Annotated in this window: 20 protein-coding genes; 6 read left to right on the top strand and 14 right to left on the bottom strand. The window is 60.1% G+C overall.

Features of this window, described 5'->3' with window-relative positions:
- Position 1: 1 nt before the first annotated feature.
- The 6 genes from pcnB to dksA form a co-directional block, all read right to left on the bottom strand.
- The gene (gene pcnB / locus H9C73_RS13545) at positions 2-1465 is read right to left on the bottom strand and encodes a polynucleotide adenylyltransferase PcnB (protein WP_209288439.1); all 1464 of its coding nucleotides are present in this window, start codon (positions 1463-1465) and stop codon (positions 2-4) included.
- 507 nt (positions 1466-1972) lie between these two features.
- Complete coding sequence (locus H9C73_RS13540) at positions 1973-3352, bottom strand: sigma-54-dependent transcriptional regulator (protein WP_209288438.1); 1380 nt, start codon at positions 3350-3352, stop codon at positions 1973-1975.
- Positions 3349-6312 (bottom strand): ATP-binding protein, encoded by a 2964-nt coding sequence (locus H9C73_RS13535; protein ID WP_209288437.1) that lies wholly within the window; start codon positions 6310-6312, stop codon positions 3349-3351. The genes H9C73_RS13540 and H9C73_RS13535 overlap by 4 nt, the downstream gene beginning before the upstream one ends.
- A complete protein-coding gene (locus H9C73_RS13530) occupies positions 6302-6478 on the bottom strand; it encodes a hypothetical protein (RefSeq protein ID WP_209288436.1) in 177 nt (58 codons plus the stop codon). Before H9C73_RS13530 ends, H9C73_RS13535 begins: the two co-directional genes overlap by 11 nt.
- A gap of 1 nt (position 6479) precedes the next feature.
- Positions 6480-7361 carry a tRNA glutamyl-Q(34) synthetase GluQRS gene (gene gluQRS, locus H9C73_RS13525; RefSeq protein ID WP_209288435.1) on the bottom strand — a complete coding sequence of 294 codons (882 nt, stop codon included), beginning with the start codon at positions 7359-7361 and terminating at the stop codon, positions 6480-6482.
- A gap of 48 nt (positions 7362-7409) precedes the next feature.
- A complete protein-coding gene (gene dksA, locus H9C73_RS13520; protein WP_209288434.1) occupies positions 7410-7841 on the bottom strand; it encodes an RNA polymerase-binding protein DksA in 432 nt (143 codons plus the stop codon).
- A gap of 243 nt (positions 7842-8084) precedes the next feature.
- On the opposite strand from dksA, the gene H9C73_RS13515 reads away from it, so the two are divergent.
- Positions 8085-9248: a pyridoxal phosphate-dependent aminotransferase gene (locus tag H9C73_RS13515; RefSeq protein ID WP_209288433.1), complete on the top strand. Its 1164-nt coding sequence runs from the start codon at positions 8085-8087 to the stop codon at positions 9246-9248.
- Here the strand turns inward: H9C73_RS13515 and H9C73_RS13510 are convergent.
- Together H9C73_RS13510 and H9C73_RS13505 are read right to left on the bottom strand one after the other, a co-directional pair.
- Positions 9238-9567, bottom strand: a complete 330-nt coding sequence (locus H9C73_RS13510; protein WP_209288432.1) for a Rieske (2Fe-2S) protein — start codon at positions 9565-9567, stop codon at positions 9238-9240. The two genes, H9C73_RS13515 and H9C73_RS13510, sit on opposite strands and share 11 nt — an antisense overlap.
- A gap of 6 nt (positions 9568-9573) precedes the next feature.
- The gene (locus H9C73_RS13505) at positions 9574-11103 is read right to left on the bottom strand and encodes a bifunctional aminoglycoside phosphotransferase/ATP-binding protein (RefSeq protein WP_209288431.1); all 1530 of its coding nucleotides are present in this window, start codon (positions 11101-11103) and stop codon (positions 9574-9576) included.
- Positions 11104-11227: 124 nt separating this feature from the next.
- Here H9C73_RS13505 and mrcB point away from each other — a divergent pair, with 124 nt between their 5' ends.
- Positions 11228-13483 carry a penicillin-binding protein 1B gene (mrcB, locus tag H9C73_RS13500; protein WP_328797982.1) on the top strand — a complete coding sequence of 752 codons (2256 nt, stop codon included), beginning with the start codon at positions 11228-11230 and terminating at the stop codon, positions 13481-13483.
- Positions 13484-13497: 14 nt separating this feature from the next.
- A complete protein-coding gene (locus H9C73_RS13495; RefSeq protein ID WP_209288429.1) occupies positions 13498-14079 on the top strand; it encodes a tetratricopeptide repeat protein in 582 nt (193 codons plus the stop codon).
- Here the strand turns inward: H9C73_RS13495 and H9C73_RS13490 are convergent.
- Genes H9C73_RS13490 through H9C73_RS13475 form a run of 4 tightly spaced genes read right to left on the bottom strand, consistent with a single transcriptional unit; the run spans position 14073 to position 18344 of the window.
- On the bottom strand, positions 14073-14675 hold the full coding sequence (locus tag H9C73_RS13490) for a hypothetical protein (protein WP_209288428.1): 603 nt from the start codon (positions 14673-14675) through the stop codon (positions 14073-14075). The genes H9C73_RS13495 and H9C73_RS13490 overlap by 7 nt on opposite strands.
- A gap of 5 nt (positions 14676-14680) precedes the next feature.
- Positions 14681-15967, bottom strand: a complete 1287-nt coding sequence (gene hemL / locus H9C73_RS13485) for a glutamate-1-semialdehyde 2,1-aminomutase (protein ID WP_209288427.1) — start codon at positions 15965-15967, stop codon at positions 14681-14683.
- A gap of 23 nt (positions 15968-15990) precedes the next feature.
- Positions 15991-16620 carry a thiamine phosphate synthase gene (gene thiE, locus H9C73_RS13480; protein WP_209288426.1) on the bottom strand — a complete coding sequence of 210 codons (630 nt, stop codon included), beginning with the start codon at positions 16618-16620 and terminating at the stop codon, positions 15991-15993.
- Positions 16617-18344 (bottom strand): chloride channel protein, encoded by a 1728-nt coding sequence (locus H9C73_RS13475; protein WP_209288425.1) that lies wholly within the window; start codon positions 18342-18344, stop codon positions 16617-16619. The genes thiE and H9C73_RS13475 overlap by 4 nt, the downstream gene beginning before the upstream one ends.
- A gap of 86 nt (positions 18345-18430) precedes the next feature.
- On the opposite strand from H9C73_RS13475, the gene argC reads away from it, so the two are divergent.
- A complete protein-coding gene (argC, locus tag H9C73_RS13470; protein ID WP_209288424.1) occupies positions 18431-19465 on the top strand; it encodes an N-acetyl-gamma-glutamyl-phosphate reductase in 1035 nt (344 codons plus the stop codon).
- A 69-nt stretch (positions 19466-19534) separates the two neighbouring features.
- On the top strand, positions 19535-19882 hold the full coding sequence (gene erpA, locus H9C73_RS13465) for an iron-sulfur cluster insertion protein ErpA (RefSeq protein ID WP_209288423.1): 348 nt from the start codon (positions 19535-19537) through the stop codon (positions 19880-19882).
- A 59-nt stretch (positions 19883-19941) separates the two neighbouring features.
- Here erpA and H9C73_RS13460 read toward each other — a convergent pair whose 3' ends face one another.
- Positions 19942-21048: an anhydro-N-acetylmuramic acid kinase gene (locus H9C73_RS13460; RefSeq protein ID WP_209288422.1), complete on the bottom strand. Its 1107-nt coding sequence runs from the start codon at positions 21046-21048 to the stop codon at positions 19942-19944.
- Positions 21045-22475 (bottom strand): OapA family protein, encoded by a 1431-nt coding sequence (locus H9C73_RS13455; RefSeq protein WP_236014284.1) that lies wholly within the window; start codon positions 22473-22475, stop codon positions 21045-21047. The genes H9C73_RS13460 and H9C73_RS13455 overlap by 4 nt, the downstream gene beginning before the upstream one ends.
- 205 nt (positions 22476-22680) lie before the next feature.
- Here H9C73_RS13455 and tyrS point away from each other — a divergent pair, with 205 nt between their 5' ends.
- Positions 22681-23979: a tyrosine--tRNA ligase gene (gene tyrS / locus H9C73_RS13450; RefSeq protein ID WP_209288420.1), complete on the top strand. Its 1299-nt coding sequence runs from the start codon at positions 22681-22683 to the stop codon at positions 23977-23979.
- Positions 23980-24305 lie beyond the last annotated feature (326 nt).

The following is a 24305-nucleotide window of genomic DNA, read 5'->3' as shown; positions in this document are numbered from 1 at the left end:
GTCAATCTCCCTGAGCAGGGGGCGAATTCGAAGACTTGCGACGACGTGGGCGGCGACGACGCTTGCGCTTGGGCTTGTCCTCTTCGGTCGGCGCCATTTCACGCCGGCTGACCGGGTTGGCAGATTGATAGTCGGTCCACCACTGGCTCAGTCCACCCAGATCCTCACCGCTGTTTTCGCGCAGCAGCAAGAGGTCGTAGGCCGCGCGGAAGCGAGGCTGCTCCATCAACTGGTCAGCACGTTTGCCATGGCGGCGAGGCAGGCGCAGTTGCAGTTCCCAGATCTCCCGCACCGGTGTGGAGAAACGGCGAGGAATGGCCGTGTGTTTGACCTGTTCCCCCAGAATCTGGTTGGCCGCTTCGTGCAGTCGGGGAATGGGGGGCAGGTCTGAGCTGGCTTCCAGTGCCTCCATCCGGCGCTGCAGGGGATACCAGAGCAGGGCTGCGAACAGGAAGGCGGGGGTAACACTCTTGCCCTGGGCCAGGCGACGGTCGGTGTTGCACAGGGCGTTCACGACCAGAGTTTCAACCGGATAGTCGTCGTCATCCAGCGCTTCATCGGTCAGCGGGAACAGGTACTGGAACAGGCCAAAGCGCTTGAGCTGGCGGAAAGAGGCTTCGCCGTGGCCGCTTTGCAGCAGCTTCAATACTTCGTCAAACAGACGGGCCGGTGAGACATTTCGCATCAGCGGTGCCAGTTCATGTATGGGGCGTGCCGTATCCTGCTCGATCTCGAAGCCCAGCTTGGCCGCAAAGCGAGCGGCTCGTAGCATGCGCACGGGATCTTCCCGGTAGCGCTCTGCGGCGTCGCCGATCATGCGCAGGCGCTTTGCCTGAATGTCGCGATAGCCGTTGGCAAAATCGATCAGGCTGTGGTCCTTGGCATCGTAATAGAGCGCGTTCACGGTAAAGTCGCGGCGCAGGGCATCTTCTTCGATGGTGCCGTAGACATTATCGCGCACGATCATGCCGGTATCAGCGGTACGGGCGTTGTCCTTGCCGGCCTTGTCATGGTCGTGCGAGGCACGGAAGGTAGCAACCTCGATAATGTCGCGGCCAAAACGCACGTGCAGCAGTTTGAAACGACGGCCAATCAGCCGACCCCGCCGGAACAGCTCAACGGCTTCTTCAGGGTGAGCTGAGGTGGCAATGTCAAAGTCTTTCGGCTTTTTGCCCTGGAGCAGATCACGGATACAGCCGCCAACCAGGTAGCCCTCGTAGCCGGCATCTTCCAGGCGGTACACCACCTTCATGGCGTTGTCGTCCAGGTCTCTTCGCGGTATCTGGTGCTCGGTTTCGGGAATGACACGACGTGTGCCCAGTGGCAGCTCACCGGTGTCTTCAGCAGCGGAGGGTTCGGTCGCTTGTGCGGTGGCGGATGTCTGCTGAGTGTTCTTGCGTAGCAGGAGCCAGATGATCACTGCCAGGGCCAGCAGTGCGATCACGATAAGTACGGTGTTCGACATGAGTAGTGTTGTGTCCCTGTCATTAACTGGTCACGGATGGCGCATCATACCACCTGCGTATGCTCAAGCATAAGGTCGTTCAAATGAGGCAGGGATTTCAGAGAGTTGGGTCGGGAGAGATTGGGGGGGTGTCGGTCGTGAAGTGACAACGTGAAACTTAGCTTGTTGTTTTTGTTCCTAAGAGCACTGATTGGGGAGCGCTGTTGTGTCACTTCTACGACCGACTAAGCCTCATTTTTATTTTTATTCGAGGCAGGTCACTCATCAATCGGGTCTATTTTTATTTTTATTGATGACCAGATGTCAGGGTGTCGTTGTTGTTGTTCTGATCTATATAAAGCATGGCACGTGCCAGTTTTTGTAACTTATTGTTTTTAAACGGACCTGTTATTTCTGACTAGTCCTTTTGGGCTAAAGCTGCAACTAAGTGTTACCTAAATATACGACTTTTGTGCTGGTCCTGGGTAGTTAGGTAACAGGTAACAACTCCGGGGTGCGCACAGGGTGTTACCCCTTGGGCTTGCGCGGGATGCCCAGTTTCTGGCGTCGCTCCCAAAGGCTTTTACGGCTGATGCCCAGTGTCTTGGCCAGCTCGGTCTCACTCATGGCGTCCTGGTTCTCCAGCACAAAGCGCTGGAAGTAATCATCCAGTGACAGATCCGTGCGGGACGGTTCGGGTGCCGGCGGCGCTTCTCGCTGGGCGCTGTACTGGGCTTCCAGGTCGGACAGGCTGCGCGGCTCTGCTTCAATGCCAAGCAGGTCCGGCGTTATGTGGTCGCCGTCCGCCAGAATAACGGCACGTTCAATCGCATTCTCCAGCTCGCGGACATTACCGGGCCAGGGGTAGCGACGTAACAGGTCCAGGGCGTCTTCGGTGAAGCGCAGATCCGGGCAGGCCATCTTTTCACCCTGCTTGCGCAGGAAGCAGCGTGCCAGTTCCAGAATGTCTTCGTCACGCTCGCGCAAAGGTGGCATGCGCAATTCCATGACATACAGGCGGTAATAGAGGTCCTCGCGGAACTCGCCGCAGCGCGCGCGTGTTTTCAGGTCACGATGGGTCGCGGCGATCAGGCGCACATCCACTTTCAAGGGCTGTACCGCTCCGACGCGACGAATCTCGCCTTCCTGCAGAAAGCGCAACAGGCGAGCCTGTGCCTCCAACGGCAGCTCGCCAATCTCATCCAGGAACAGGGTGCCGCCATCGGCAGCTTCGATCAGGCCGCTGCGACTGCTGGTGGCCCCGGTGAACGCGCCCTTTTCATGGCCGAACAGTTCGGATTCAATCAGCGTTTCGGGAATGGCGGCACAGTTGACGCAGACCATCGGCTTGCTGGCACGACCGCTCTGCTCGTGAATGGCTCGGGCCGCCAGCTCCTTGCCGGTGCCGGACTCGCCCAGAATGAGGACGGTTGCATCGGTGCGCGCCACTTTCTGAATGCGCCGCTCAAGTTCCTGCATGGCCTTGCAGGAGCCGATGATCCGGGTTTTATCGCCACTGTCTGCGGCAGGCGCTGCGTCAGTATCATCCGCCCGTTCCTGCTTTTGCTGCAGGATGGCGGACACCGTTTTCAGCATTTCGTCATGGTCAAAAGGCTTGGCGATATAGTCCACGGCACCCAGTTTCATGGCATCGACGGCTGAACGCAGGCTGGCATAACTGGTCATGATCAGAACCGGCACCTGGCCTGCCAGTCCGATCAGGTCGGTACCCGGTGCGCCGGGCAGGCGGAGATCGGAAATGATCAGGTCATAACTGTCGAGGCTGTAGCGCTCGGTGGCGTCACCGACCGATTCAGCATCGCTGACGTCATAACCGTTTTTTTCCAGCAGGCGCTTGAGCGCCGAGCGAATGATGTTTTCATCCTCGACAATCAGAATACGACTCATCCGGACAAACCTTCCTCATCTGTCTCTGGCTGCTGCGAGGGAATGGTGTCCTCCTGCAGCCGGGGCAAGGTGATAACAACCCGTGTGCCTTTGTTCTGCTTCTTGTTGGCCGGACTCAAGATTTCGATATTACCATAGTGTTGCGCAATGATGTTGTAGACCAAAGGCAGACCCAGCCCGGTTCCCTTGCCCGGTTCCTTGGTGGTAAAGAAGGGCTCGAACAGCTGACTTTGCAGCTCTGGCGGGATCCCGGTGCCATCGTCCGTGATCCAGACTTCCACACTTTGCTCCTGTAAATGGGCCTCGACCCGTATGTCGCCCGCCTCTTCCGATGCATCACTGGCGTTGTTGAGCAGGTTGACGAAGACCTGCAGCAGCAGTTGAAGATCGCCCGATATCAGCAGACTGGCAGGCACGTCATTGTAGAAGTGCTGCTGGCGTCCGCGCCGGTCGAGGGAGACCAGATGAATGGCCTCGGCGACCGTTTCGTGCAGATTGATCACTTCAAAATGTTCGGGGCCTTCCTGGCGGCCGGTATGCGCAAAGCGGACCAGTGATTGCACGATGCGATTGATACGGCGGGTCTGATCCACGATCTGGTCGCCGGTATCCAGCACTTCCGGCTGTTCGGTTTCCAGTTTCAGGTTTTGCGCCAGACAGGCGATGCCGGTGACCGGATTGCCGATTTCGTGGGCAACCCCGGCTGCAAAACGACCGATTGAGGCCAGGCGCTCGCTGTGTGCCAGCTTGCGTGCCAGTTGCTGGTGCTGGGTTTCATCTTCGATCAGCAGCACCATGCCGGGCTCGGGCGCATCATCCAGCGGGGCCTTGTGCAGGCTGAACCAGCGCTGCCCTCCCTGTACTTCGATGCAGCGTGCTTCCTGATGCAGATCGCCGGTAGCGGCAAAGCTGCCCAGCAGTGTGTCCCAGGGGAAGGGCAGCTCGGACAGGCTCAGGTCCAGTGCTTCGTCTGCCGCCAGACCGGTAAAAAATTCCATCTCTGCATTCCAGAACAGGATCCGCTTCTGGGCATCGATGGTGCAGGCCCCCAGTGGCAGCCGCTGCAGGGTGGCACGATGGTAACGGCGCAGCTGATCCAGCTCTGCTGCCAGACCCGACAGGCGCTGGTCATACGTTTCCAGTTGCTGTTCCAGCAGGTGTACGTTGCGCGCCTTGAAGCCCGCATCCATCTTGTCGTCCAGCGGCTGCAGCAGGGCCGCCGCTTCGACCGGACCCAGCAGGCCGGAGAGGTTCTGCTCAAGCTGGGTGCGCAGGCGCAGTGTATCCAGTGGCTTGAGTTGACCATCGGGCAGCTGGAGCTCGCGCAAGGCCCTGCGTACTTCGCGACGAGCCGGTGAGCTGCCGAGTCGCGGGCTCAGGCGGGCGATGAAGTCCTCTTCGTTTTCAACCTTCAACTGGCGGCCGGTGGGGCCGGGCAGGGCGTTCAGGGTGCAGGCATCAGCGGCCGAGCGTTCCTGCCGGCTGCCGGGGAACAGCAGCGAGCCGATGATCAGCATCAAGACGTTGGCGGCCAGTGACAGCATGGCGGAGCGGTGGCTGTCATCCACTAGCTGGTCTGCCGAGAGGGCACCGGCCGGCAGGCTGCTTTCGATGCCCATCATGGGCACCAGCAGGCCGGTCGCCCAGACGGTAAAGCCGGCGGCAAGGCCCAGCAGAAAACCGTTTCGGCTGGCGCGAGGCCAGTACAGCGTAGCCAGCACGCCGGGCAGAAACTGCAGAAAGCCGATGAACGCCAGCAGGCCCAGCTGATTCAGTGCGAAGCGGTGCCCGATGAAGTGGAAAAACAGATAGCTGCCCAGCATCAGGCCCAGAATGATCAGGCGGCGAACCCACAGCAGCCAGGCGTAAAACCGGACGCTGTCGGGCACCTTGATCAGTGGCAGTACCACGTGGTTCTGCAGCATGGAGGCCAGGGCGACAGTCGCCACAATAATAATGCCGCTGGCGGCTGACAGTCCGCCGATAAAGGCCAGCATGCTGAGCCAGGGCTGCTGCAGGCTTTGGCCCAGCTGCAGCACCATGTACTCGGGGTTGGCCAGTGCCCCGCTTTTGATCGCGGCCCAAAGCACCGGTGGCACCGCCAGCGCCAGTGCCAGCAGAAACAGCGGCACTCCCCAGCTGGCACGATAGAGGCTCTCGGTGGGCAGGTTCTCGGTAAAGGCGATCTGGAACATGTGCGGCATGACAAAGGCACAGGCAAAAAAGGCCAGCAGCAGGATCTGCCAGTGGTCGGCCTGTGGCGGCTGGCGCAGGGCGGTCAGGTGCTCGGGGTTGGCGCTGAGCCACTGTTCCAGACCGGAGGGACCGCCCAGGATAAACCAGAAGGCGTAAAAGGCGATCGCCAACAGGGCCACCAGTTTGATCAGTGAGGCCAGTGCGATCGCGAAGACCAGACCGTTGTGGCTGTTGCGCAGTGAGGCATGGCGGGCACCGAACAGAATACTGAACAGGGCGATCACGACGCAGAAACCGGCGGCGGCACGGCTGGAGGAGATCTGGCTGTTCAGCATGGGCAATGAATCCGCCAATGCCTGAATCTGAATCGAAATCAACGGCAGGCTGGTGAACAGCGTGAGCAGTGTGGTCAGAGTGCCGACCCGCCCGCTGCGAAAACGGAAAGCGAACAGGTCGGCCAGTGAACTGAGCTGGTGGCGGCGAGTGATGCGCAGGATCGGAATCAGCGTGACCGGTGCCAGCAGGAAAGCGGCTGAGGCTCCCAGATAGGAGGTGAGGTAGGCGTAGCCGGTATCATGCGCCAGACCGAAAATCCCGTAAAAGGTCCAGGCGCTGGCGAACACCCCCAGTGCCAGTACATGTACGGCCGGGTGACGGGTCAGGCGCTCGGGCAGTTGCTTGCGTTCGGTCAACCAGGCCGCACCAAACAGAGCCAAAAGGTAGCCCAGCCCCAGCAGGAGCAGGGCTGAAATATCAAAATTCATGGTGACGCTGGCGCCATTCAGCGGCGGCTGCCAGGGCGATCAGCAGGCCCCAGATGACAAAGGGCATGAGCCAGTGCGTGCTTTCAAAAAGCCACCAGTCCAGCAGTCCGGGCAGCAGTAACAGTGCGCCCGCTATAACCAGCAGTAACAAGCGGTGGCGGTACATCCTAGCTCTCCTCTTGGGCTAACGTCAGTACGGCAGGTACCCGAGCTATATTCCAGTGACAGACGCCCCAGTGCAAGAGGGTCTCCACGTCGGCTGACTGTAACTCAGTCGGAGGCTGTTGCCCCAACAGTGACAGCGCCTGAAACAGCAGGGTTTGGCGTTCTTCGGTGCCGATGGCCGGTGCCAGGTTCTGCTTGCTCAGCTTTTGTCCGGCCGCATTGATGATGACCGGTATGTGTGCGTAGGTCGGGGTGTGGTACCCGAGCCGTTCCTGCAGCAGTAACTGATGCGGTGTCTCGTCAATAAGGTCACTGCCGCGCAGGATGTCCGTAATGCCCTGTTCGGCATCGTCCACCACGACCGCCAGCTGATAGGCAAAGAGTCCATCGCGGCGAAATACCACAAAGTCGCCCTCATGGTGATGCCAGTGGTACTGCCGTCTGCCCTGAATGCGATCCTCGAATTGCTGCTCCCCTTCAGGGTGAGACACTCTGAACGCGCAGTCATCGGTGCTGGCCGGCGGGTGTTTGAGGCAGTGGCCGTCATAGCCCTGTACTCCGCGCAGGCGCAGCTGTTTGCGGCTGCAGTTACAGGCGTAGGCATCATTCTGCCGGCGCAACTGCTCCAGCGCGGCCCGGTAAAGTGCCTGGCGCTGGCTCTGGTATACCACCGGCCCGTCCCAGTAGAGCCCGAAGGCCTCGAGCGTGTGCAGAATACTGTCTGCGGCCCCCGGCTGTTCCCGGGGCGGGTCCAGATCTTCAATACGGATCAGCCAGCGACCGTTACGGGCACGTATATCGAGATAGCTGGCCAGTGCAGCCAACAGGGAGCCAAAGTGGAGCGGGCCGGTGGGGGAGGGTGCGAAGCGTCCGACAGGCGTCACGTGCAGGTATACAGCAGAGCAGGGCGCGGTGGCGCCCCGCAGCCGGTATTAGCGGCCGATCTGCTTTTCCTTGATTTCGGCGAGGGTTTTGCAATCGATGCAGAGGGTCGCCGTGGGACGTGCTTCCAGACGGCGAATGCCGATCTCGACACCACAGGCCTCACAGAAGCCGTAATCGTCTTCGTCGATGCTTTCAAGCGCTTCGTCAATCTTGCGGATCAGCTTGCGCTCACGGTCGCGGGTGCGCAGTTCAAGGCTGAATTCCTCTTCCTGGCTGGCGCGGTCGCTGGGGTCAGCGAAATTGGATGCTTCTTCTTTCAGATGGGTGATGGTGCTGTCCACCTCTTCCATCAGCTCGCGTTTCCATGCAAGCAGAATCTTGCGGAAATGCTCTTTCTGCGCGTCATTCATGTACTCCTCGCCGGTATCCAGCGGGTAGGGCTCGAAGTGCATGAACTGTGTATCTGTTGTTTTAGGCATTTGGCGCAGCCTCACGTCATTGGGGGTCCAGACCTGTCAAAGCCTGATTGCTAAGGGTCCGGCGCCCCTGATAAGGGAACACTGGGTGCATTGAAAGCCGGTGAAAGTACCAGAACCCCAGTCTTTAGGCTAGACCTGTAGCGGCTTTTTGCCACCCGTTTTTGATGTCTGGCAGCTGAGGGGCGGTACAGCTTAGACCAATGTCGATATACTGTGCCGGCACAGATATTCAAGGAGAGCATGATGGCAACAGGTTGGGCCGATCGGGCACGGGAGATCGATTCGTTCAAGGTCATGGACCTGCTCAAGCGAGCGGCAGAGCTCGATGCGGAAGGTAAAGACGTGGTGCATATGGAAGCGGGGGAGCCCGATTTTCCGACCGCTGAACCGATTCTGAGGGCTGCGCATGCGGCGCTGGATGCCGGGCATACCCGTTACACGCCGGCAGGCGGCATTATGCCCCTGCGCCGAGCGATCGCCGATTTTTACCAACAGCGTTACGGGGTTGAACTGAAACCGGAGCGGGTGCTGGTCACCGCCGGTGCTTCAGGTGCGCTACTGCTGGCGTTCTCACTGCTGGCGGCACCGGGCAGCCGGTTTTTGCTGGCCGACCCGGGCTATCCCTGCAACCGTCAGTTTTTACGTTTGCTGGAAGCGCGCGGTCAGCTGGTTCCGGTGGGGCCCGAGACCAACTACCAGCTGACGCCCGAGCTGATTGAGCAGCACTGGCAGGCCGATACGGCAGGCGTGTTGCTGGCGTCTCCCTCCAACCCAACCGGTTCGGTGGTGCCACGCGATCAGCTGGCGGCCATGGCATCCACGGTGGAGCGCCTGGGCGGTCGACTGATCGTGGACGAGATTTACCATGGTCTTACCTATGGCTTCGATGCGGATACGGTGCTCGATGTCGCGTCCAATGCAGTGGTACTGAACAGCTTTTCGAAATATTTTGGCATGACCGGCTGGCGTCTGGGCTGGCTGGTGGCTGATGAAGCGGAAGTGGCGGAGATGGAGAAAATCGCCCAGAACCTGTTCATCTCACCGGCCACGCTGTCTCAGCATGCGGCGCTGGCCGCTTTTGAGCCGGAGACTCTGGCCATTCTGGAACAGCGGCGGGCGGCGTTTGCCGAGCGGCGTGACCGTCTGGTGGAAGGGTTGCGAGCGCTTGGTTTCGGGGTGCCGCTGATGCCGGAGGGTGCCTTTTATGTCTATGCGGATGCGTCACATCTGACGGATGACAGCTATGCCTACTGCTGGTCGCTGCTGGAAGAGGATCACCTGGCGGTGACTCCGGGAGCGGATTTCGGCTGTAACCACCCCGAGCGCTATATCCGTTTTGCCTATACCACCGGCATGGACCGGATCGAGCTGGCGCTTGAGCGTCTCAAGGCGCGCATCAGCCGCTGATCAGGTACACGGCTCCGTCCCGTACCTCACAGGGCATCGGCTCCAGCTGCTCGCCGGGACAGGGGCCTGCCACGCAGATGCCGTCTTCGACCCCGAACAGGGCGCCATGGGTGGCACACTGGATGAACTGCTTTTCGTAGTCGAGAAACTGGTCGGGCTGCCACTCCAGCCGAATGCCTCGGTGCGGACAGCTGTTCCTCCACGCCAGTACGCGATCACCGCGGCGCAGCAGCACCAGAGCGGTGCCATCGTCCAGTTCAAAACCGCGGCCTTCGACTGGATCCAGTTCATCGACCTGACACAAAAAGATTGACGTCATGTCCGCTCACTCTCCAATCAGGCGCTGGGCACGCAGCTGGGCCATCAGCTGTTCGATGGCTTCATCATCACGGGTATCCACCGGCAAGGTGATCAGCTGCTCGTCACTGCTCAAGGGCTGCATCACGTTGAGCTGCTCGCGCATCACCTCCACGTTGGCATCCGAGGGGTCCAGCCCTTCTTCCTGACGCCGCTTCAGGCGCGCTTCGATCAGGTTCTGCTCGCAGTGGCAGCTGATGATGCGCATCGGCAGATTCAGCTGCTGGGCCAGCTCCACATAGGCGTTGCGGGTGCGCTGCTGAATGAAGGTGGCGTCCACGACCACCGAATAGCCGGCCTTGAGCATCAGCACGGTGGTGTCATACAGGTGCTGGAAGGTACGACTGTTCATCTCGGCGCCATAGAGTTCCAGCGACTGCCCCTGCAGGCTCAGCTCGCGGTAGATGCGCTTGCGCTCCACATCCGAACGGATCCGAATCACGCCCACGGCCTCGGCCAGGCGTTCGCTGAGATAGCTCTTGCCGCTGCCGCTGACACCGTGCATCAGGAAAACGGCGGGCGAACGATCCTGATAGTAGTGCTCGGTCAGTTTCAGGTAGTGCCGGCATCCTTCGATATCGGGATGCTCACCCAGCATGGCAACCTTGGCCCGCACCATGGAACGGTAGGCCTTGAAGAAGTTCAGCAAAGGCAGGGCATCATAGTCGCCGGTCCGCTCCAGATAGAGGTTCAGCAGGCGGTTGGCCCAGCGGAATTGGCGATTGGCCTCAAGGTCCATCAGCAGGAATGCCAGATCCGAGATGGTATCGATCCAGCGAAACTCCAGATTGAATTCAATGCAATCGAACAGGCGCAGTTGGTCGTGGAACAGGTTGACGTTGGCCAGGTGCAGGTCACCATGGCACTCACGCACGTGCCCCTGACGCTTGCGCTGGCGCATCAGGCCTTCCAGCGAGCGAAAGGTTTCGGCTGTTTGGGCCGACAGCTGTTGCAGCAGTGACCAGTCGTCGGTATCCAGGTGGTCGGGCGGTATATGACGGTAGTTGTCGGCCACCACTTCCCACAGGGTGTCGGGTTCGCCCCAGGGGCTGTCCTGAGCCACGATCGGCAGACGCTGGTGAAAGTCGGCAATCTGTTCGGCCAGCAGGTCGATCCAGTGGACTTCGAACAGCTGGCGCTGCAGCAGGCGGTCAAGGCGCAGTTCAGGATCGAACTGATACATTTTGACGGCATACTCGATGGGTTCGCCCTCCGCGTCCAGATGGGGCGCTTCAGGCGTACCGCTGATCGGTACCAGGCCGATGTAGATGTCCGGTGCCAGTCGCTGGTTCAGGCGCACCTCTTCTTCACAACAGTGGCGCCGCTGCGCAAGGGTTGTGAAGTCCAGAAAGCCGAAGTTGACCGGCTTCTTGACCTTATAGGCATATTCGCCGGTCAGAAGAATCCAGGAAATGTGCGTTTCGATCACCTCAACCTTGGCCACCGGGTGTGGGTAGCAGGCGGGATCGCGCAAGGATTCAATCAATGTGGGTAACATGGGGCTCCTGCTGTTGTCAGCGACGGCATAAGATTATACTTATCCGATGAGTAAAAAGAGAACTCCCCCCGCCAAAGGGCGCCGATCGCGCCGCACAACCAAACCTTCTCGATTGGGCCGGCTGGTGCGCTGGCTGCTGAAGCTGTCGCTGGTGCTGACGGTTCTGGCCGCTGTCGGCCTGGTGTATCTGGACGCCCAGGTACGCAGCAAGTTTGAAGGCAAACGCTGGGCCTTGCCCGCCAAGGTCTATGCTCGCCCGCTTGAGCTCTACCCCGGTCAGGCTCTCACCATGGATGAGTTGAAGCAGGAACTCAAGGCGCTGAACTATCGGTTCGTGCGCCGTGCGGATCAGCCCGGTGCGGTGGAGTGGGCCAGCACACGTGCGCGCGTGTACAGCCGCGGCTTCGCCTTTCCCGATGGTGCCGAGCCTTCGCGCAACATGCTGCTGACCTTTTCTGGGGATCGCCTGACCTCCATCCGTGCCGCCGACGGCTCTCAGCCGCCACTGGTGCGTCTGGAGCCGATGCTGATTGGCGGGATTTATCCCAAGTCCAACGAAGACCGTGATCTGATCAAGCTGGATCAGGCACCGCCCTATCTGGCTCAGGCGCTGGTGACGGTCGAAGACCGCGCCTTTTACGATCACTTTGGCGTTTCGCTGAAGGGCATTGCACGTGCCATGTGGGTCAATATCCGCGCCGGCCGGTTCGTGCAGGGCGGGAGTACTCTGACCCAGCAGCTGATCAAGAATTTCTACCTTACCTCCGACCGTACTCTGAGCCGAAAGCTGCTGGAGTTGCCCATGGCGGTGCTGCTGGAGCTGCACTACGACAAGGACGAAATTCTGGAAGCCTATTTGAACGAGGTGTACCTCGGACAATCCGGCAGTCGTGCCATTCACGGCTTCGGGCTGGCCAGCCAGTACTATTTCGCGCGCCCGGTACAGGAGCTGGAGCTGCATCAGGTAGCCCTGCTGGTGGGGATGGTCAAGGGGCCGTCCTGGTATGACCCCAGACGCAACCCGGACCGTGCCATGGAGCGCCGTAATCTGGTGCTGAAAATGCTGTTTGAGCAGGGCCATGTGAGCCGGGAGCAGTACGAGCAGGCGCGGCGCCAGACGCTGGGCGTGGTCAAACAGCGCAGCCTGCACAAGGGGGCGTTTCCGGCCTATCTGGATCTGGTCAAGCGCAAGTTGCGGGAGGAGTACCGTGACGAGGACTTGAGCAGCGAAGGTCTGCGCGTCTTTACAGCGCTGGATCCGCTGGTGCAGACCCGATCGGAAGAGGCGCTGGCCGACAGCATCGCCAGATTGGAAAAGCGCTATGGTCAACGGGCCAGCGACCTGGAGGCCAGCATGGTGGTGACCGATCCGCAGACCGGGGAGGTGATGGCGCTGATTGGCGGTCGTGACAACCGCTACACCGGCTTCAACCGTGCCCTGGACGCGCTGCGCCCGATCGGTTCGCTGGTGAAGCCTGCCATCTATCTGGCGGCACTGGAGCAGGGCTACACGTTGGCGTCACCGCTTGAAGATGAACCCCTGAGCGTCAAAATGCCAGACGGATCGGTCTGGGAGCCGCAGAATTTTGACCGTCGCAGTCATGGGGTGATTCCGCTGCACCGCTCACTGGCGCTGTCCTATAACCAGTCGACGGCGCGTTTGGGGCTGGAAGTGGGGCTGGATAAGGTGATCGATATGCTGGAGCGGCTTGGGGCCGAGCGTGAACTCAAGGCCTATCCGTCGCTGCTGCTGGGGGCGCAGGCGTTATCGCCACTTGAGCTGGCCAGCATCTATCAGACCATTGCCGCCAACGGATTCCGCATGCCGCTGCGGGTCATTCGACGGGTCACCGATGCCGAGGGTCGCGAACTGTCACGCTATCCATTTACGCTCAAGCAGCAGGTCAAACCGGAACTGGTGCATCTGTTACAGTACGCGCTGCAGGAAGTGACCCGAGAAGGCACTGCCCGCTATGCCTATTCAGTGTTGCCGGATAATCTCAACCTGGGTGGCAAAACGGGCACCTCCAATGATCAGCGAGACAGCTGGTTTGCCGGCTTTGCCGGTGACCGCCTTGCAGTGGTCTGGCTGGGGCGTGATGATAATGGCCAGCTGCCCTTTACCGGGTCCGGCGGGGCGCTGAGGGTCTGGAGTGAGTTCATGCGCCGCGAACGGCCGGAACCCTTTGTGGCAACACGGCCCGCCGGGGTTGAGTATGTCTGGATTGATGAGGCGACCGGCTTGAAGTCAGACCCGCGTTGTGAAGGGTCGCGTCAGCTGCCGTTTCTGGTCGGCACCGCACCGGAACAAAAAGTGGACTGTGGATTGGAGAATCCGGTGCGGCGGTCACTGGACTGGTTCCGCAACTGGTTTAACTGATGGGGAAGGATGGAATGAAAAAGTTTGTGGTAACCGCTGCACTGGTTGCGCTGGTGTCCGGTTGTGCCGGACCGAACCCTTATCGGGCGCCGGTCGAAGAGCGGGGACAAACCCAGTCGCGTCAGCCGCAGCCGGGTACTGTGGTGCCGGCTGAATCCGCGCCGGGTGTGAAAGTACAGTCGGTTGAGCGGGTGCCCGTCATTCGTCAGCAGCGTGAAGCCCGTGAAGAGGCTCAGCCGGCACCTCAGGCTGCGGCCCCGGTACCGGCACAGCCGCAAAGCCCGGCGGTGGTCGCGCTGCTGGAAACGGCTCGTCAGGACAGCAGCAGTGGTGATCTCAGAACGGCACAGAGCCGTCTGGAAAGAGCCCTGCGCATCGCACCGCGTGATCCGGAAGTGTATATCCAGCTGGCGGATGTACAGCGTCGACAGGGGCAGTTTCTACAGGCTGAACAGGTCGCCCTGAAAGGCGTTAGCGTGGCCGCCGGGCAGGCTCCGGTACTCAAGCGCCTGTGGCGGCTGATCGCCGATATTCGTCAGGAAGGTGGCAACAGCCAGGGCGCGCAGGAAGCGCGCCGCAAGGCTGAATCTTACTGATCAGCCGGTTGGCTGCGCGTCTGTTGCCACAGCGCGTAGCTGACCAGTCCTAGGCTGACTGCCATGGCCAGAGGCGGCAGCAGCTCGGGCGGTGTCGTCGCCATGATCCGCTCTGAACTGATGCCGATGATCACCAGAGGCGCAGCAGCAGCGGCCGACAAGCGTGCACTGAGAGCGGTCATGCGCCACCCGGACACTGCCAGGGCAGCACCGATGGCCACACTCATCCAGAGCGTATACTCGGCGCCGAGGCCCATGCGGCGCAACAGCTCGAACAGGGCAAAGAGCACCAGCAGCCAGCGTCCCCAGCCCGCCCTTGACCAGTACCACCCCATTCCCAGTGCCAGTGCGGCCGTGGCCAGCAGAGGCAACCCGGCGTAGAGCGCCAGGTTGTCCAGCAGGCGCTGCAGCGTCGCAACGTCCTGAGTGGCGGGGTTCAGCAGCAACTGCCCCATGGCAGCCAGTGCCACGAATAGCAGGCTGAGGCTGCCAACTTTCAGTTGAGAGCCGGGGGCTTCACCCAGTGTTTCGCTGTGGCGAAACAGCAGGATGGCACCGCCGAGCGCTGCCAGCAGAAGCAAACTGTGTCCCAGCATCGGCGTTAGCCTGCCAGCCTGGAAAATACGCGGTCCGCGGCTGCCAGTGTGGCATCCAGCTCGGCTTCCGTGTGTGCATTGGAGACAAAGCCTGCTTCAAAGGCAGAAGGTGCCAGGTAGATGCCTTCGTCCAGCATGCCATGGAAGAATTTGCCAAACAGTTCAGTGTCGCAGGCGGTGGCTTCGGCAAAGCTGCTCACGGTTTCTTGTTCGGTGAAGAACAGGCCGAACATGCCGCCGGCACAGCTGGTGGTGAAGGGGATGCCGTGACGGGCGGCCATGGCTTCCAGCCCCTGCGTCAGGTATTCGGCCTTGGCGCCCAGGGCTTCGTGAATGCCGTCTTCTTTCAGTGCCGTCAGCATCGCGAGGCCAGCGGACATGGCCAGCGGGTTGCCGGACAGAGTGCCTGCCTGATAGACAGGTCCCAGCGGGGCAATGTGCTCCATGATTTCGCGCTTGCCGCCAAAGGCACCCACCGGCAGGCCTCCGCCAATCACTTTGCCCAGCGTGGTCAGGTCAGGTGTGACATTGAACATCTCCTGAGCGCCGCCTCGTGCGACACGGAACCCGGTCATGACTTCGTCGAAAATCAGCACGCTGCCATGCTGGTCGCACACCTCGCGCAGGCCTTCCAGAAAACCTTCCTTGGGCAGGATGCAGTTCATGTTGCCGGCCACCGGCTCAACAATGACACAGGCCACCTGATCGCCGATTTCGGCAAAGGCTTCACGTACATTGTCGATGTCGTTGAAGTTCAGCGTGATGGTGTGCTCGGCCAGTGCCGCCGGCACCCCCGGAGAGTTGGGTTCGCCCAGTGTCAGGGCACCGGAGCCTGCTTTCACCAGCAGTGAGTCCGAGTGGCCGTGGTAGCAGCCTTCAAACTTGACGATCTTGTCACGGCTGGTAAAGCCGCGCGCCAGACGGATAGCACTCATGGTGGCTTCGGTACCGGAGCTGACCATACGCACCATGTCCATGGACGGGACCAGTTCGCATACCAGATCTGCCATTTCGGTTTCGATGGCGGTCGGTGCGCCAAAGCCGAGGCCGTTATCCAGCGCTTCGCGCACGGCGTTGATCACCGGCGGGTAGGAATGGCCCAGCAGCATCGGGCCCCAGGAGCCCACGTAGTCAATGTAACGCTGGTCGTCTTCATCGAACAGGAAAGGGCCTTCGCCACGTTTGAAAAAGACCGGTGTGCCACCCACGCCCTTGAACGCACGTACCGGTGAATTGACGCCGCCCGGGATGTGGGCCTGTGCAGCCTGAAACAGGGATTCTGAACGTGACATTGAACACTTCCTTTAAATTGAGGTTACAAATTGTGAAACAGCCGGGCAAAGCGCTGGGCCTGTTGTTGAATATCGTCGGCGGTGAAGAGTGCATGCACCACGGCCACCAGATCTGCACCGGACTCAAGTACCTGGTGTGCATTATCCACGCTGATACCGCCGATCGCTACCACCGGTACATCCAGCTCTGACCTGGCTTCTGCCAGCAGTGACAGGGGGGCGGGCCGGGCGTTGGGCTTGGTGGCGGACGGGAAAAAGGCACCAAACGCCACATGGTCCGCCCCCAGTGCAACGGCCCGTTGAGCCAGCGCGAGGCTGTTGTGACAGGTCTGGCCGATCAGCGCCTTCCGGCCCAGGTATTCGCGTGCGGCGGCAACGCTGCCATCACCCTGCCCGAGGTGAACCCCATCGGCACCCGAGGCGCGAGCCAGCTTCACATCATCATTGATCAGCAACGGGCAGTCATAGCTGCGGCACAGCTCCAGCAGGGCCAGTGCCTGGCGCAGGCGGCGCGCACCATCGGTCGACTTGTCACGGTATTGCAGCAGGCGCATGCCCCCGCGCAGGGCGGCTTCGACCTGCTCCAGCATGGTCGTATCCGAGGGCATCAGGTCTGCGTCTGTCAGGCCATACAGGCCATAAAGTTGTGTCATGCAAGGCTCTGCTTCTGGTGGTAATACTCTTCGATCTGCTGACGGCTGATCAGTCCGATCGGATCCTCACGATTGCTGACCACAATCAGTGACTCCAGTTCCTGTTCCTGCATGCGATCAAGCGCTTCCTTCAGGGTTGCCCGGTAGAGCAGATAATCGGTATCTACGCGGTGCGCCGGGATCGACAGCAGGTTGATGCTCAGGCTGTCACCGGCATCCTCCGGCAAGCTGTCCAGGTAGTGGCGCAGGTCAGCCGGTGGCAGCAGAAAATGGCGCCTGTCACTTTCAACCAGAATGCGGTAGGGCGCAGTCTCCAGCAGGGTGCGAGCAGCCGCAAGACTGATGTCGGCGGAGGTTTGGCACAGGTCGCGTCGCATCAGGCTGCCAACGGCAGCACGTGACAGAATCTGGGCCAGCGGTGCCTGGCGCACGTCCAGTCCCTGCTGGATCAGCGAAGCGTGGAAAATCGAGGGCAGCCTGAATACATACCGGGTCGTCAGGCTGGCCACGACCAGTGCCAGCATGCCGGGCAGAATGATATCGGTATTTCGGGTCAGTTCCAGCATCGCCAGCAGGGCCGCCAAAGGTGCATTCAGCAGGGCCGCCATCATGGCGCCCATGCCGAGCATGGCGTAGAGACCGGTGTGGGCGGTGCCCGTAATCAGGGTGTCCAGCGCGCCCAGCAATGCACCTGCCAGCGCGCCAATCACCAGCGTTGGGCCGATCAGCCCGGCGGGAATGCCCAGTCCGATCACGATCGGGGTGAGAATGCACTTGGCCAGCAGCAGACCCACCAGAAACAGCACAGGCGCCGATTCATGGAACAGCGATTCAATGGTGTCGTAGCCGCTGCCCATGACTTCGGGCCAGTACACGGCCACCATGCCCGTCAGCACGCCGGCGAGCAGAAATCGGACCGGGAAGTGCCAGTGGCGCAATCGAAAGGTTTGTATCTGCAGGGTATGAAAGCCTGCTGCCAGCAGCCCGCACAGCAGTCCCAGCAGAGCCACCAGAGGCAGTTGGGTCAGTTCGCCGATGGCCAGATCCGGGGCCGTAAAAACGATTGCCTTGCCCAGCAGTGCCCGTGATACCACGTCGCCGACGAGGGCAGCCACCATGACCGGCAGGAAACCGATCATGGTGTACTCCAGCAGGATCACCTCCATGGCGAAGATGACGCCGGCCAGTGGCGTGTTGAACGTAGCGGCGATACCTGCGGCAGCACCACAGCCCACCAGCAGGCGCATGGAATTGTTGGGCAGGTTGAGACGCTGGCCTATCAGACTGCCCGCACCGGCCCCCAAATGCACGGCGGGCCCTTCGCGGCCGACCGAGTGCCCGCTGGCCAGTGCGATGAGTGCGGCCAGGCCCTGAATGATCAGGTTCAGCACGGGGAGTCTACCTTGATGGTTGGCCAGCCGCTCCAGCAGGTGGACGATGCCCACGGCACGTGCCTGTGCCGGAATACAGGCAAAGAGTGCGATCAGCAGCAGGCTGCCCCCGATCGGCAGCAGCAGTCGGTAAAGGTCGGGCAGGGCCTCAAAACGCTCGGCGCCCTCGCTGAGCAGCCAGGCCTGCAAAAGAGTGTCGGCGGCCCGAAACAGGCTGATCAGCCCGCCGGCCGCCACGCCGGACAAGACCCCCAGAATTACCAGTTGGGGCAGGGCATCGGCGTGGGCCAGGCGTTGTCGGAAGTGTTCCAGAGATAGCAGTCGGTGTGGCATGATGGTCACTTCAGGGGATCATGGTCATCTGCTGAGCAGCCAAGTAGTATACCCTAACAGCTTTTACGTACTGATGAGAGGTTGATGTGGTCAAGGTAGGTATCGTCGGCGGCACCGGCTACACCGGTGTTGAATTGTTGCGTCTTCTGTCCCGCCATCCGCAGGCGCAGGTTGAGGTGATTACCTCGCGCTCCGAGGAAGGTGTCAAAGTGGCAGATATGTTTCCGAACCTGCGTGGCCACCTGGACCTGGCCTTCACGGTACCGGACGTGGATCGTCTGGCTGCCTGTGATGTGGTTTTCTTTGCCACCCCGCACGGAGTGGCCATGAGCATGGCGCCCGAGCTGATCGAGCGTGGCGTGCGCGTGGTTGATCTGGGGGCCGATTTCCGCATCAAGGATATCGAGCTTTGGGAAAAGTGGTACAACCTTGAACATACCTGCCCGGAGCTGGCGCAGCAGGCGGTCTATGGTCTGCCTGAGGTGAATCGCGATGCGATTCGCGAAGGTCAGCTTATCGGCTGTGCCGGCTGTTATCCGACGGCGGTGCAGCTGGGTTATCGTCCTCTGCTGGAGAACGGACTGGTTGACCATCGTCGCCTGATTGCGGATTGCAAGTCCGGTGTGACGGGCGCGGGCCGCGGTGCCAATGTGGCCATGCTGCAGGCGGAGTCCAGTGAAAGTGTCAAAGCCTACGGCGTGCCGGGGCATCGCCACCTGCCGGAAATCAGGCAGGGCCTGAGCGGTATGGCGGGCCGTCCGGTGGGGCTGACCTTTGCGCCTCACCTGATGCCGATGATTCGCGGCATTCACGCCACGCTGTACTCCATTCTGAAAGACCCGGTCGGGCCGGATCTGCAGACACTGTTTGAAGAGTTCTACCGTGACGAGCCTTTCGTGGATGTGATGCCGGCGGGATCGCACCCGGAAACACGCAGCGTGAAAGGCTCCAACATGTGCCGTATCAGTGTTCATCAGCCGCAGGGCGAAGACACGGTGGTGGTGCTCTCGGCGATCGATAACCTGGTGAAGGGTGCCTCTGGTCAGGCCATTCAGGTCATGAACATCATGTTTGACCTTCCGGAAACAGCCGGGCTTGAGCAGGTTGCGCTGATGCCCTGACCTGTCAATACTTGACCATTTTGGTTGGTTTAGGCAGAATGCGCTGTATCTAAGAGGGTTAGTGTAACTATGAGCGATACTGCACAGGCATCCGCGCTGGTGTTCACCCAAGCTGCGGCCAACAAAGTGAAATCTCTGCTGGAAGAGGAACAGAACGACAACCTTAAGCTGCGGGTATACATTACCGGCGGCGGGTGTGCCGGTTTCTCTTACGGCTTCACATTTGATGAGACCATGGCAGATGATGATACGGCGGTTGAGCGTGATGGCGTGACGCTGGTGGTGGACCCGATGAGCTTCCAGTACCTGGCGGGAGCCGAGGTTGATTACAGGGAGGGCCTGCAGGGCTCCCAGTTCGTAATCAACAACCCGAACGCAACAACCACTTGCGGTTGCGGATCTTCATTCTCGATCTGAAGCGTTTGTACCCAGACTTCACAAAACGCCGGCCCTGTGCCGGCGTTTTGCGTTTGGCATCAGGGCAGATAAATACTGCCGAGAATACGGTTCCCCTGTGCGCCGGTGACACTGGCAAGGCTGGAAGTCTCGCGGTTAAGCGTACGCTTGGCAAACCAGGCAAATGCAGCCGCCTCCATCCAGTCAGGCGGCAGTCCGATGGTATCGGTGCTGGCGATCCGGGCTTCCGGCAGCAGGTCTTGCAGCCGTAAGTGAAGCGCCGCGTTATGACTGCCGCCCCCGCACAGGTATACCCCGGGATGCGGGAGTGCGTGTGAACGAATGGATTCAGCCAATGAGCGGGCTGTCAGCTCCAGCAGTGTGGCCTGAACGTCGGCGTTGGGTATCTCAACCTCGGTGCCCCTGAGGTGGTGCTCCAGCCAAGCGAGGTTGAAGCGCTCTCGCCCGGTGCTTTTCGGAGGCGGCTGCTGAAAGTAGGCGTCGGCCAGTAATCGTTCGAGCAGTAGCGGGTTGACCCGGCCACTGGCGGCCCACTGGCCGTTGGCGTCAAAGGCTTCACCTTTGACAGACTGGATCCAGCTGTCCATGAGGATATTACCCGGGCCTGTGTCGTACCCGGAAACGGGTGCCTGATTGCTCGCTGGCAGCAGGGTGATGTTGGCCATCCCGCCCAGGTTTACCAGTACGCGGTCCTGCTCAGGTGTGCGAAACAGTGCTTCGTGAAAGGCCGGAACCAGCGGGGCGCCTTGTCCGCCGGCGGCCAGATCACGGCGACGGAAATCGGCTACGCAGGTAATGCCGGTCTGTTCAGCCAGCGTTGCCGGGTCGCCGATTTGCAGACTGAAACCCAGCTCAGGGTGGTGCCTCAGCGTTTGCCCGTGGCTACCGATGGCCCGAATTTCGGACCGGTTGATGCCTGAGTGCGCAAGCAGCGCCTCGGTCGCATCCGCAAAGAGCCTGCCCAGCGCGCGATCCAGCACGCCCATCTGTTCGATCTCATTTTCACCGGGGGCGCAGAGCGCAAGAATCTGCGCTCGAATGGGGGGAGGCAGAGGGTGTGAGTGACTGTAATGCAGCTTGAATTCGGGCTCAAAACTGACCAGTACCGCATCGACGCTGTCCAGGCTGGTGCCGGACATCAGGCCAATAAAATACCGCTGTGTCATGGCGTTGTGTCCGCAGTGTTCAAGGCCAGCCGCGTATCCGAGTGGCGCTCCAGTTCGGCGACCAGCTGGCTCGCCTGTTTGGCAAAGGCTTCACGCTCATGTTCGGGTACCGGATCGGCTGCAGGCAGCGCAACGGTCAGGGGGTTCTTGTGTACCCCGTTGATACGGAATTCGTAATGCAGGTGTGGCCCGGTAGCCAGCCCTGAGGCACCGACATAACCGATGGTCTGCCCCTGTTTGACACGGGTGCCGTTGGAGACGCCTTTCTGGTACCGGCTCATGTGGGCATACAGGGTGGTGATGTTGCCACCATGCTGCAGGATAACCGTACGCCCATAGCCTCCTTTGGTGCCTCGCCAGATGACCTTGCCGTCACCGGCGGCCTTGATTGGAGTGCCGGTTGAAGCTGCGTAGTCTACGCCACGGTGCGGCCGCTTGCGGCCCAGTACCGGGTGATAGCGTTCAGGCTTGAAACGAGAACTGATGCGGCGGAAATCGACCGGCGAGCGCAGAAAGGCCTTGCGCATACTGTGCCCATCCGGGCTGAAGTAGTTGCTGTCGCCTTCGCTGTTGGTAAAACGAACGGCGGTAAAGGTTTTGCCCTTGTTGACGAATCGGGCTGCCAGTATACGGGTGCGATCAAGAGGCTCTCCATCAAGGTAGTCCTGCTCATAGAGAACACTGAAGTGGTCGCCCTTGCGGATGTCGAGAGCGAAATCGATATCCCAGCCAAAGATCTGTGCCAGCTGCATGATGGTCCGTTGCGGCAGACCGGCGTCGGCAGCATCGAGAAACAGGGAGCGTTGGATCTGTGCTTCGGCATAAGCGGTTTGAGGCTGGGGAGAACGCTCAACCTGCTCGACCTGATAACCGGCCTCGGTTTGCTCGATCAGCGTGTAGCTCAGGCGGTTTTGAATATGTCGCAGCTTGCGCAGTTCGCCATTCTCGATCAGAAACGCCAGGGTTTGTCCGGGTTTCAGGTACTTGAGGGCACCCTGGCCGCTGGCCGCCTGTGAAATGCGGTATACATCCCGGGCGCCCAGGCCGGCTCTCTGGAACAGGGTTGTCAGGCTGTCGCCGGATTTCACCGTGTATTCGACCCAGTTTTCAGTGACCACGGGCGAAACAGGCTCTGCAAGTGCCGGAGCGGGCTCAGGCTTTGGCGCCAGTGCGGCAGGCTCGGAGGGAGCGGGCGGTGTTGCTTCCGTGGCGGTTACAACAGATGCCGGTTCAGGGCTGGCATCCAATGCGGGCTCTTGATCGGCTTTGGCTTCTGTAGCGGGCTTCAGCGTTTCAACCAGCCGTGGCTCTGAAGCGGGTGCCGCCTGCTCTTCAGGGAGAAGCAAAACAGTCAGTGTAATAGCCGACAGCACGGCCGCCAGTAAATAGAGATGGAGGCGGGGCAGAGCCCGCAGGTAGTGCATCATAGGCGCCACAGAGATACCTTGAGTGTTTTCAAACCGCTTTGACACGCCAGTATAACGAAATAAAGCGGCTCAGGCCTGAATGTGCATCAGACTTTTGCGATTAACTCGGCCCGTGTATGCGGGGGCTGTTCTGGCCATTACCTCTGAAACCACTGTAGAATGCCGCTCTGCTTATTATCAATCCAATAGAGGGATTTCGGCGGTTATGAACGCAAACAGTTTGATCGAAGATCTCAAGGCCCGTGGGCTCATCGCCCAGATGACCAATGAAGAAGAACTGGTCGAGCACCTTGCTCAGGGACCGGTGACGCTTTATTGCGGCTTCGATCCGACTGCCGACAGCCTTCATTTGGGTCACCTGGTGCCACTGTTGATGCTGAAGCGCTTCCAGGATGCCGGTCATCGTCCGATCGCCCTGGTCGGTGGTGCAACAGGCCTTATTGGCGACCCCAGCTTCAAGGACCAGGAGCGACAGTTGAACTCTGAAGACGTAGTGCGTCAGTGGAGTGACTGCCTGAAAGCGCAGATCAGCCGCTTTATCGATTTCAGCGGTGAAGATGGTGCGGTGCTTGCAAACAACTACGACTGGACGGCGAATGTTGACGTGCTCAGCTTCCTGCGAGACATCGGCAAGCATTTCACGGTCAACAAGATGATCGCCAAAGAGTCGGTGAAGCAGCGCATCGAGCGTGACGGGTCAGGCCTCTCGTTCACGGAGTTTACTTACCAGATCCTGCAATCCTACGACTTCCAGCAGCTGAACAGCCTGTACAACTGTACCTTGCAGATTGGTGGCTCTGATCAGTGGGGTAATATTGTAGGCGGTATTGAACTGACCCGTCGTGTCAATGGTGCCCATGCGCATGCACTGACTCTGCCGCTGATTACCAAGTCGGATGGTACCAAGTTTGGCAAGACAGAAGGTGGTGCCGTCTGGCTCGAAGCGGCCAAGACCTCGCCTTATGCCTTCTACCAGTTCTGGTTGCAGACGCCGGATGCGGATGTATACCGGTTTATGAAGTTCTTCACGTTCCTGCCGGTAGAGCAAATCGATGCCATTGAAGCAGAAGATCGCAAGCGTGAAGGTCGCCCGCAGGGACAGCAGGTGTTGGCAGAAGAGATGACCCGCCTGGTGCATGGAGAGGACGCGCTTCAGGCCGCACGCCGTATCACCGAGGCGCTGTTCTCCGGTGATTTGTCCAGCCTGAGCGCAGATGATTATGCGCAACTGCAGCTGGATGGTCTGCCGTCCTCTGCCGTTCCTGCAGAGCTGAGCGAAACGCCTCTGACAACCCTGCTGGTTGAAGCCGGAATGGCAAACTCCGGCAAGCAGGTAAAGGATGCGCTCCAGCGTAATGCCGTGATTGTTAATGACACTGCTTGCGGGATGGAGCAGAACATGAGTGCGGCGGAACTGTTCAGTGCAGCGAACGCTCGTTTTGGCAAATACTTCCTGGTGAAGCTGGGCAAGAAGAAACATCACCTTTTCTACTTGGCCGACTGATACGGCAGTGGCAGATCCGGCGGGCACCTCAGGGTGCCCGCTGTCGTTTCAGGAAGTGATACAGGGTTTTTCGGCTTTTTCGCTAAAAAGCGTTGACACCCCGGCTGGGGTCTGTAAAATTCGCGTCCTTGCTTGGGGCGACAGAGTTCACGGAACACTGAACAGCGCCAAGTAGCAAGTGATAACCCATTGAAAAAGCGATGCTTTTTATGTCAGGGTGTTACTTGAGTGACAACCGGTTCGTTCGATGCGCTGCTCGCAGCGAGATCGAAAAAGACGAAAAAAAACGGTTGACACTGAACGGGGTTGCGGTAAGATACGCGCCT

Origin of the sequence: Marinobacterium alkalitolerans (genome assembly GCF_017776525.1) — a bacterium.
Classification (GTDB): Bacteria; Pseudomonadota; Gammaproteobacteria; order Pseudomonadales; family Balneatricaceae; genus Marinobacterium; species Marinobacterium alkalitolerans.
The sequence above is the reverse complement of the archived record's forward strand: the minus strand, read 5'-3'. Positions and strand labels throughout refer to the sequence as shown.

What these genes read in the sequence shown, in the direction of transcription:
- pcnB (WP_209288439.1), bottom strand. Translation starts at nt 1,465, where the DNA reads ATGTCGAACACCGTACTTATCGTGATCGCACTGCTGGCCCTGGCAGTG.
- H9C73_RS13540 (WP_209288438.1), bottom strand. Translation starts at nt 3,352, where the DNA reads ATGAGTCGTATTCTGATTGTCGAGGATGAAAACATCATTCGCTCGGCG.
- H9C73_RS13535 (WP_209288437.1), bottom strand. Translation starts at nt 6,312, where the DNA reads ATGAATTTTGATATTTCAGCCCTGCTCCTGCTGGGGCTGGGCTACCTT.
- H9C73_RS13530 (WP_209288436.1), bottom strand. Translation starts at nt 6,478, where the DNA reads ATGTACCGCCACCGCTTGTTACTGCTGGTTATAGCGGGCGCACTGTTA.
- dksA (WP_209288434.1), bottom strand. Translation starts at nt 7,841, where the DNA reads ATGCCTAAAACAACAGATACACAGTTCATGCACTTCGAGCCCTACCCG.
- H9C73_RS13515 (WP_209288433.1), top strand. Translation starts at nt 8,085, where the DNA reads ATGGCAACAGGTTGGGCCGATCGGGCACGGGAGATCGATTCGTTCAAG.
- H9C73_RS13510 (WP_209288432.1), bottom strand. Translation starts at nt 9,567, where the DNA reads ATGACGTCAATCTTTTTGTGTCAGGTCGATGAACTGGATCCAGTCGAA.
- H9C73_RS13505 (WP_209288431.1), bottom strand. Translation starts at nt 11,103, where the DNA reads ATGTTACCCACATTGATTGAATCCTTGCGCGATCCCGCCTGCTACCCA.
- H9C73_RS13495 (WP_209288429.1), top strand. Translation starts at nt 13,498, where the DNA reads ATGAAAAAGTTTGTGGTAACCGCTGCACTGGTTGCGCTGGTGTCCGGT.
- H9C73_RS13490 (WP_209288428.1), bottom strand. Translation starts at nt 14,675, where the DNA reads ATGCTGGGACACAGTTTGCTTCTGCTGGCAGCGCTCGGCGGTGCCATC.
- hemL (WP_209288427.1), bottom strand. Translation starts at nt 15,967, where the DNA reads ATGTCACGTTCAGAATCCCTGTTTCAGGCTGCACAGGCCCACATCCCG.
- thiE (WP_209288426.1), bottom strand. Translation starts at nt 16,620, where the DNA reads ATGACACAACTTTATGGCCTGTATGGCCTGACAGACGCAGACCTGATG.
- H9C73_RS13475 (WP_209288425.1), bottom strand. Translation starts at nt 18,344, where the DNA reads ATGCCACACCGACTGCTATCTCTGGAACACTTCCGACAACGCCTGGCC.
- erpA (WP_209288423.1), top strand. Translation starts at nt 19,535, where the DNA reads ATGAGCGATACTGCACAGGCATCCGCGCTGGTGTTCACCCAAGCTGCG.
- H9C73_RS13460 (WP_209288422.1), bottom strand. Translation starts at nt 21,048, where the DNA reads ATGACACAGCGGTATTTTATTGGCCTGATGTCCGGCACCAGCCTGGAC.
- H9C73_RS13455 (WP_236014284.1), bottom strand. Translation starts at nt 22,475, where the DNA reads ATGATGCACTACCTGCGGGCTCTGCCCCGCCTCCATCTCTATTTACTG.
- tyrS (WP_209288420.1), top strand. Translation starts at nt 22,681, where the DNA reads ATGAACGCAAACAGTTTGATCGAAGATCTCAAGGCCCGTGGGCTCATC.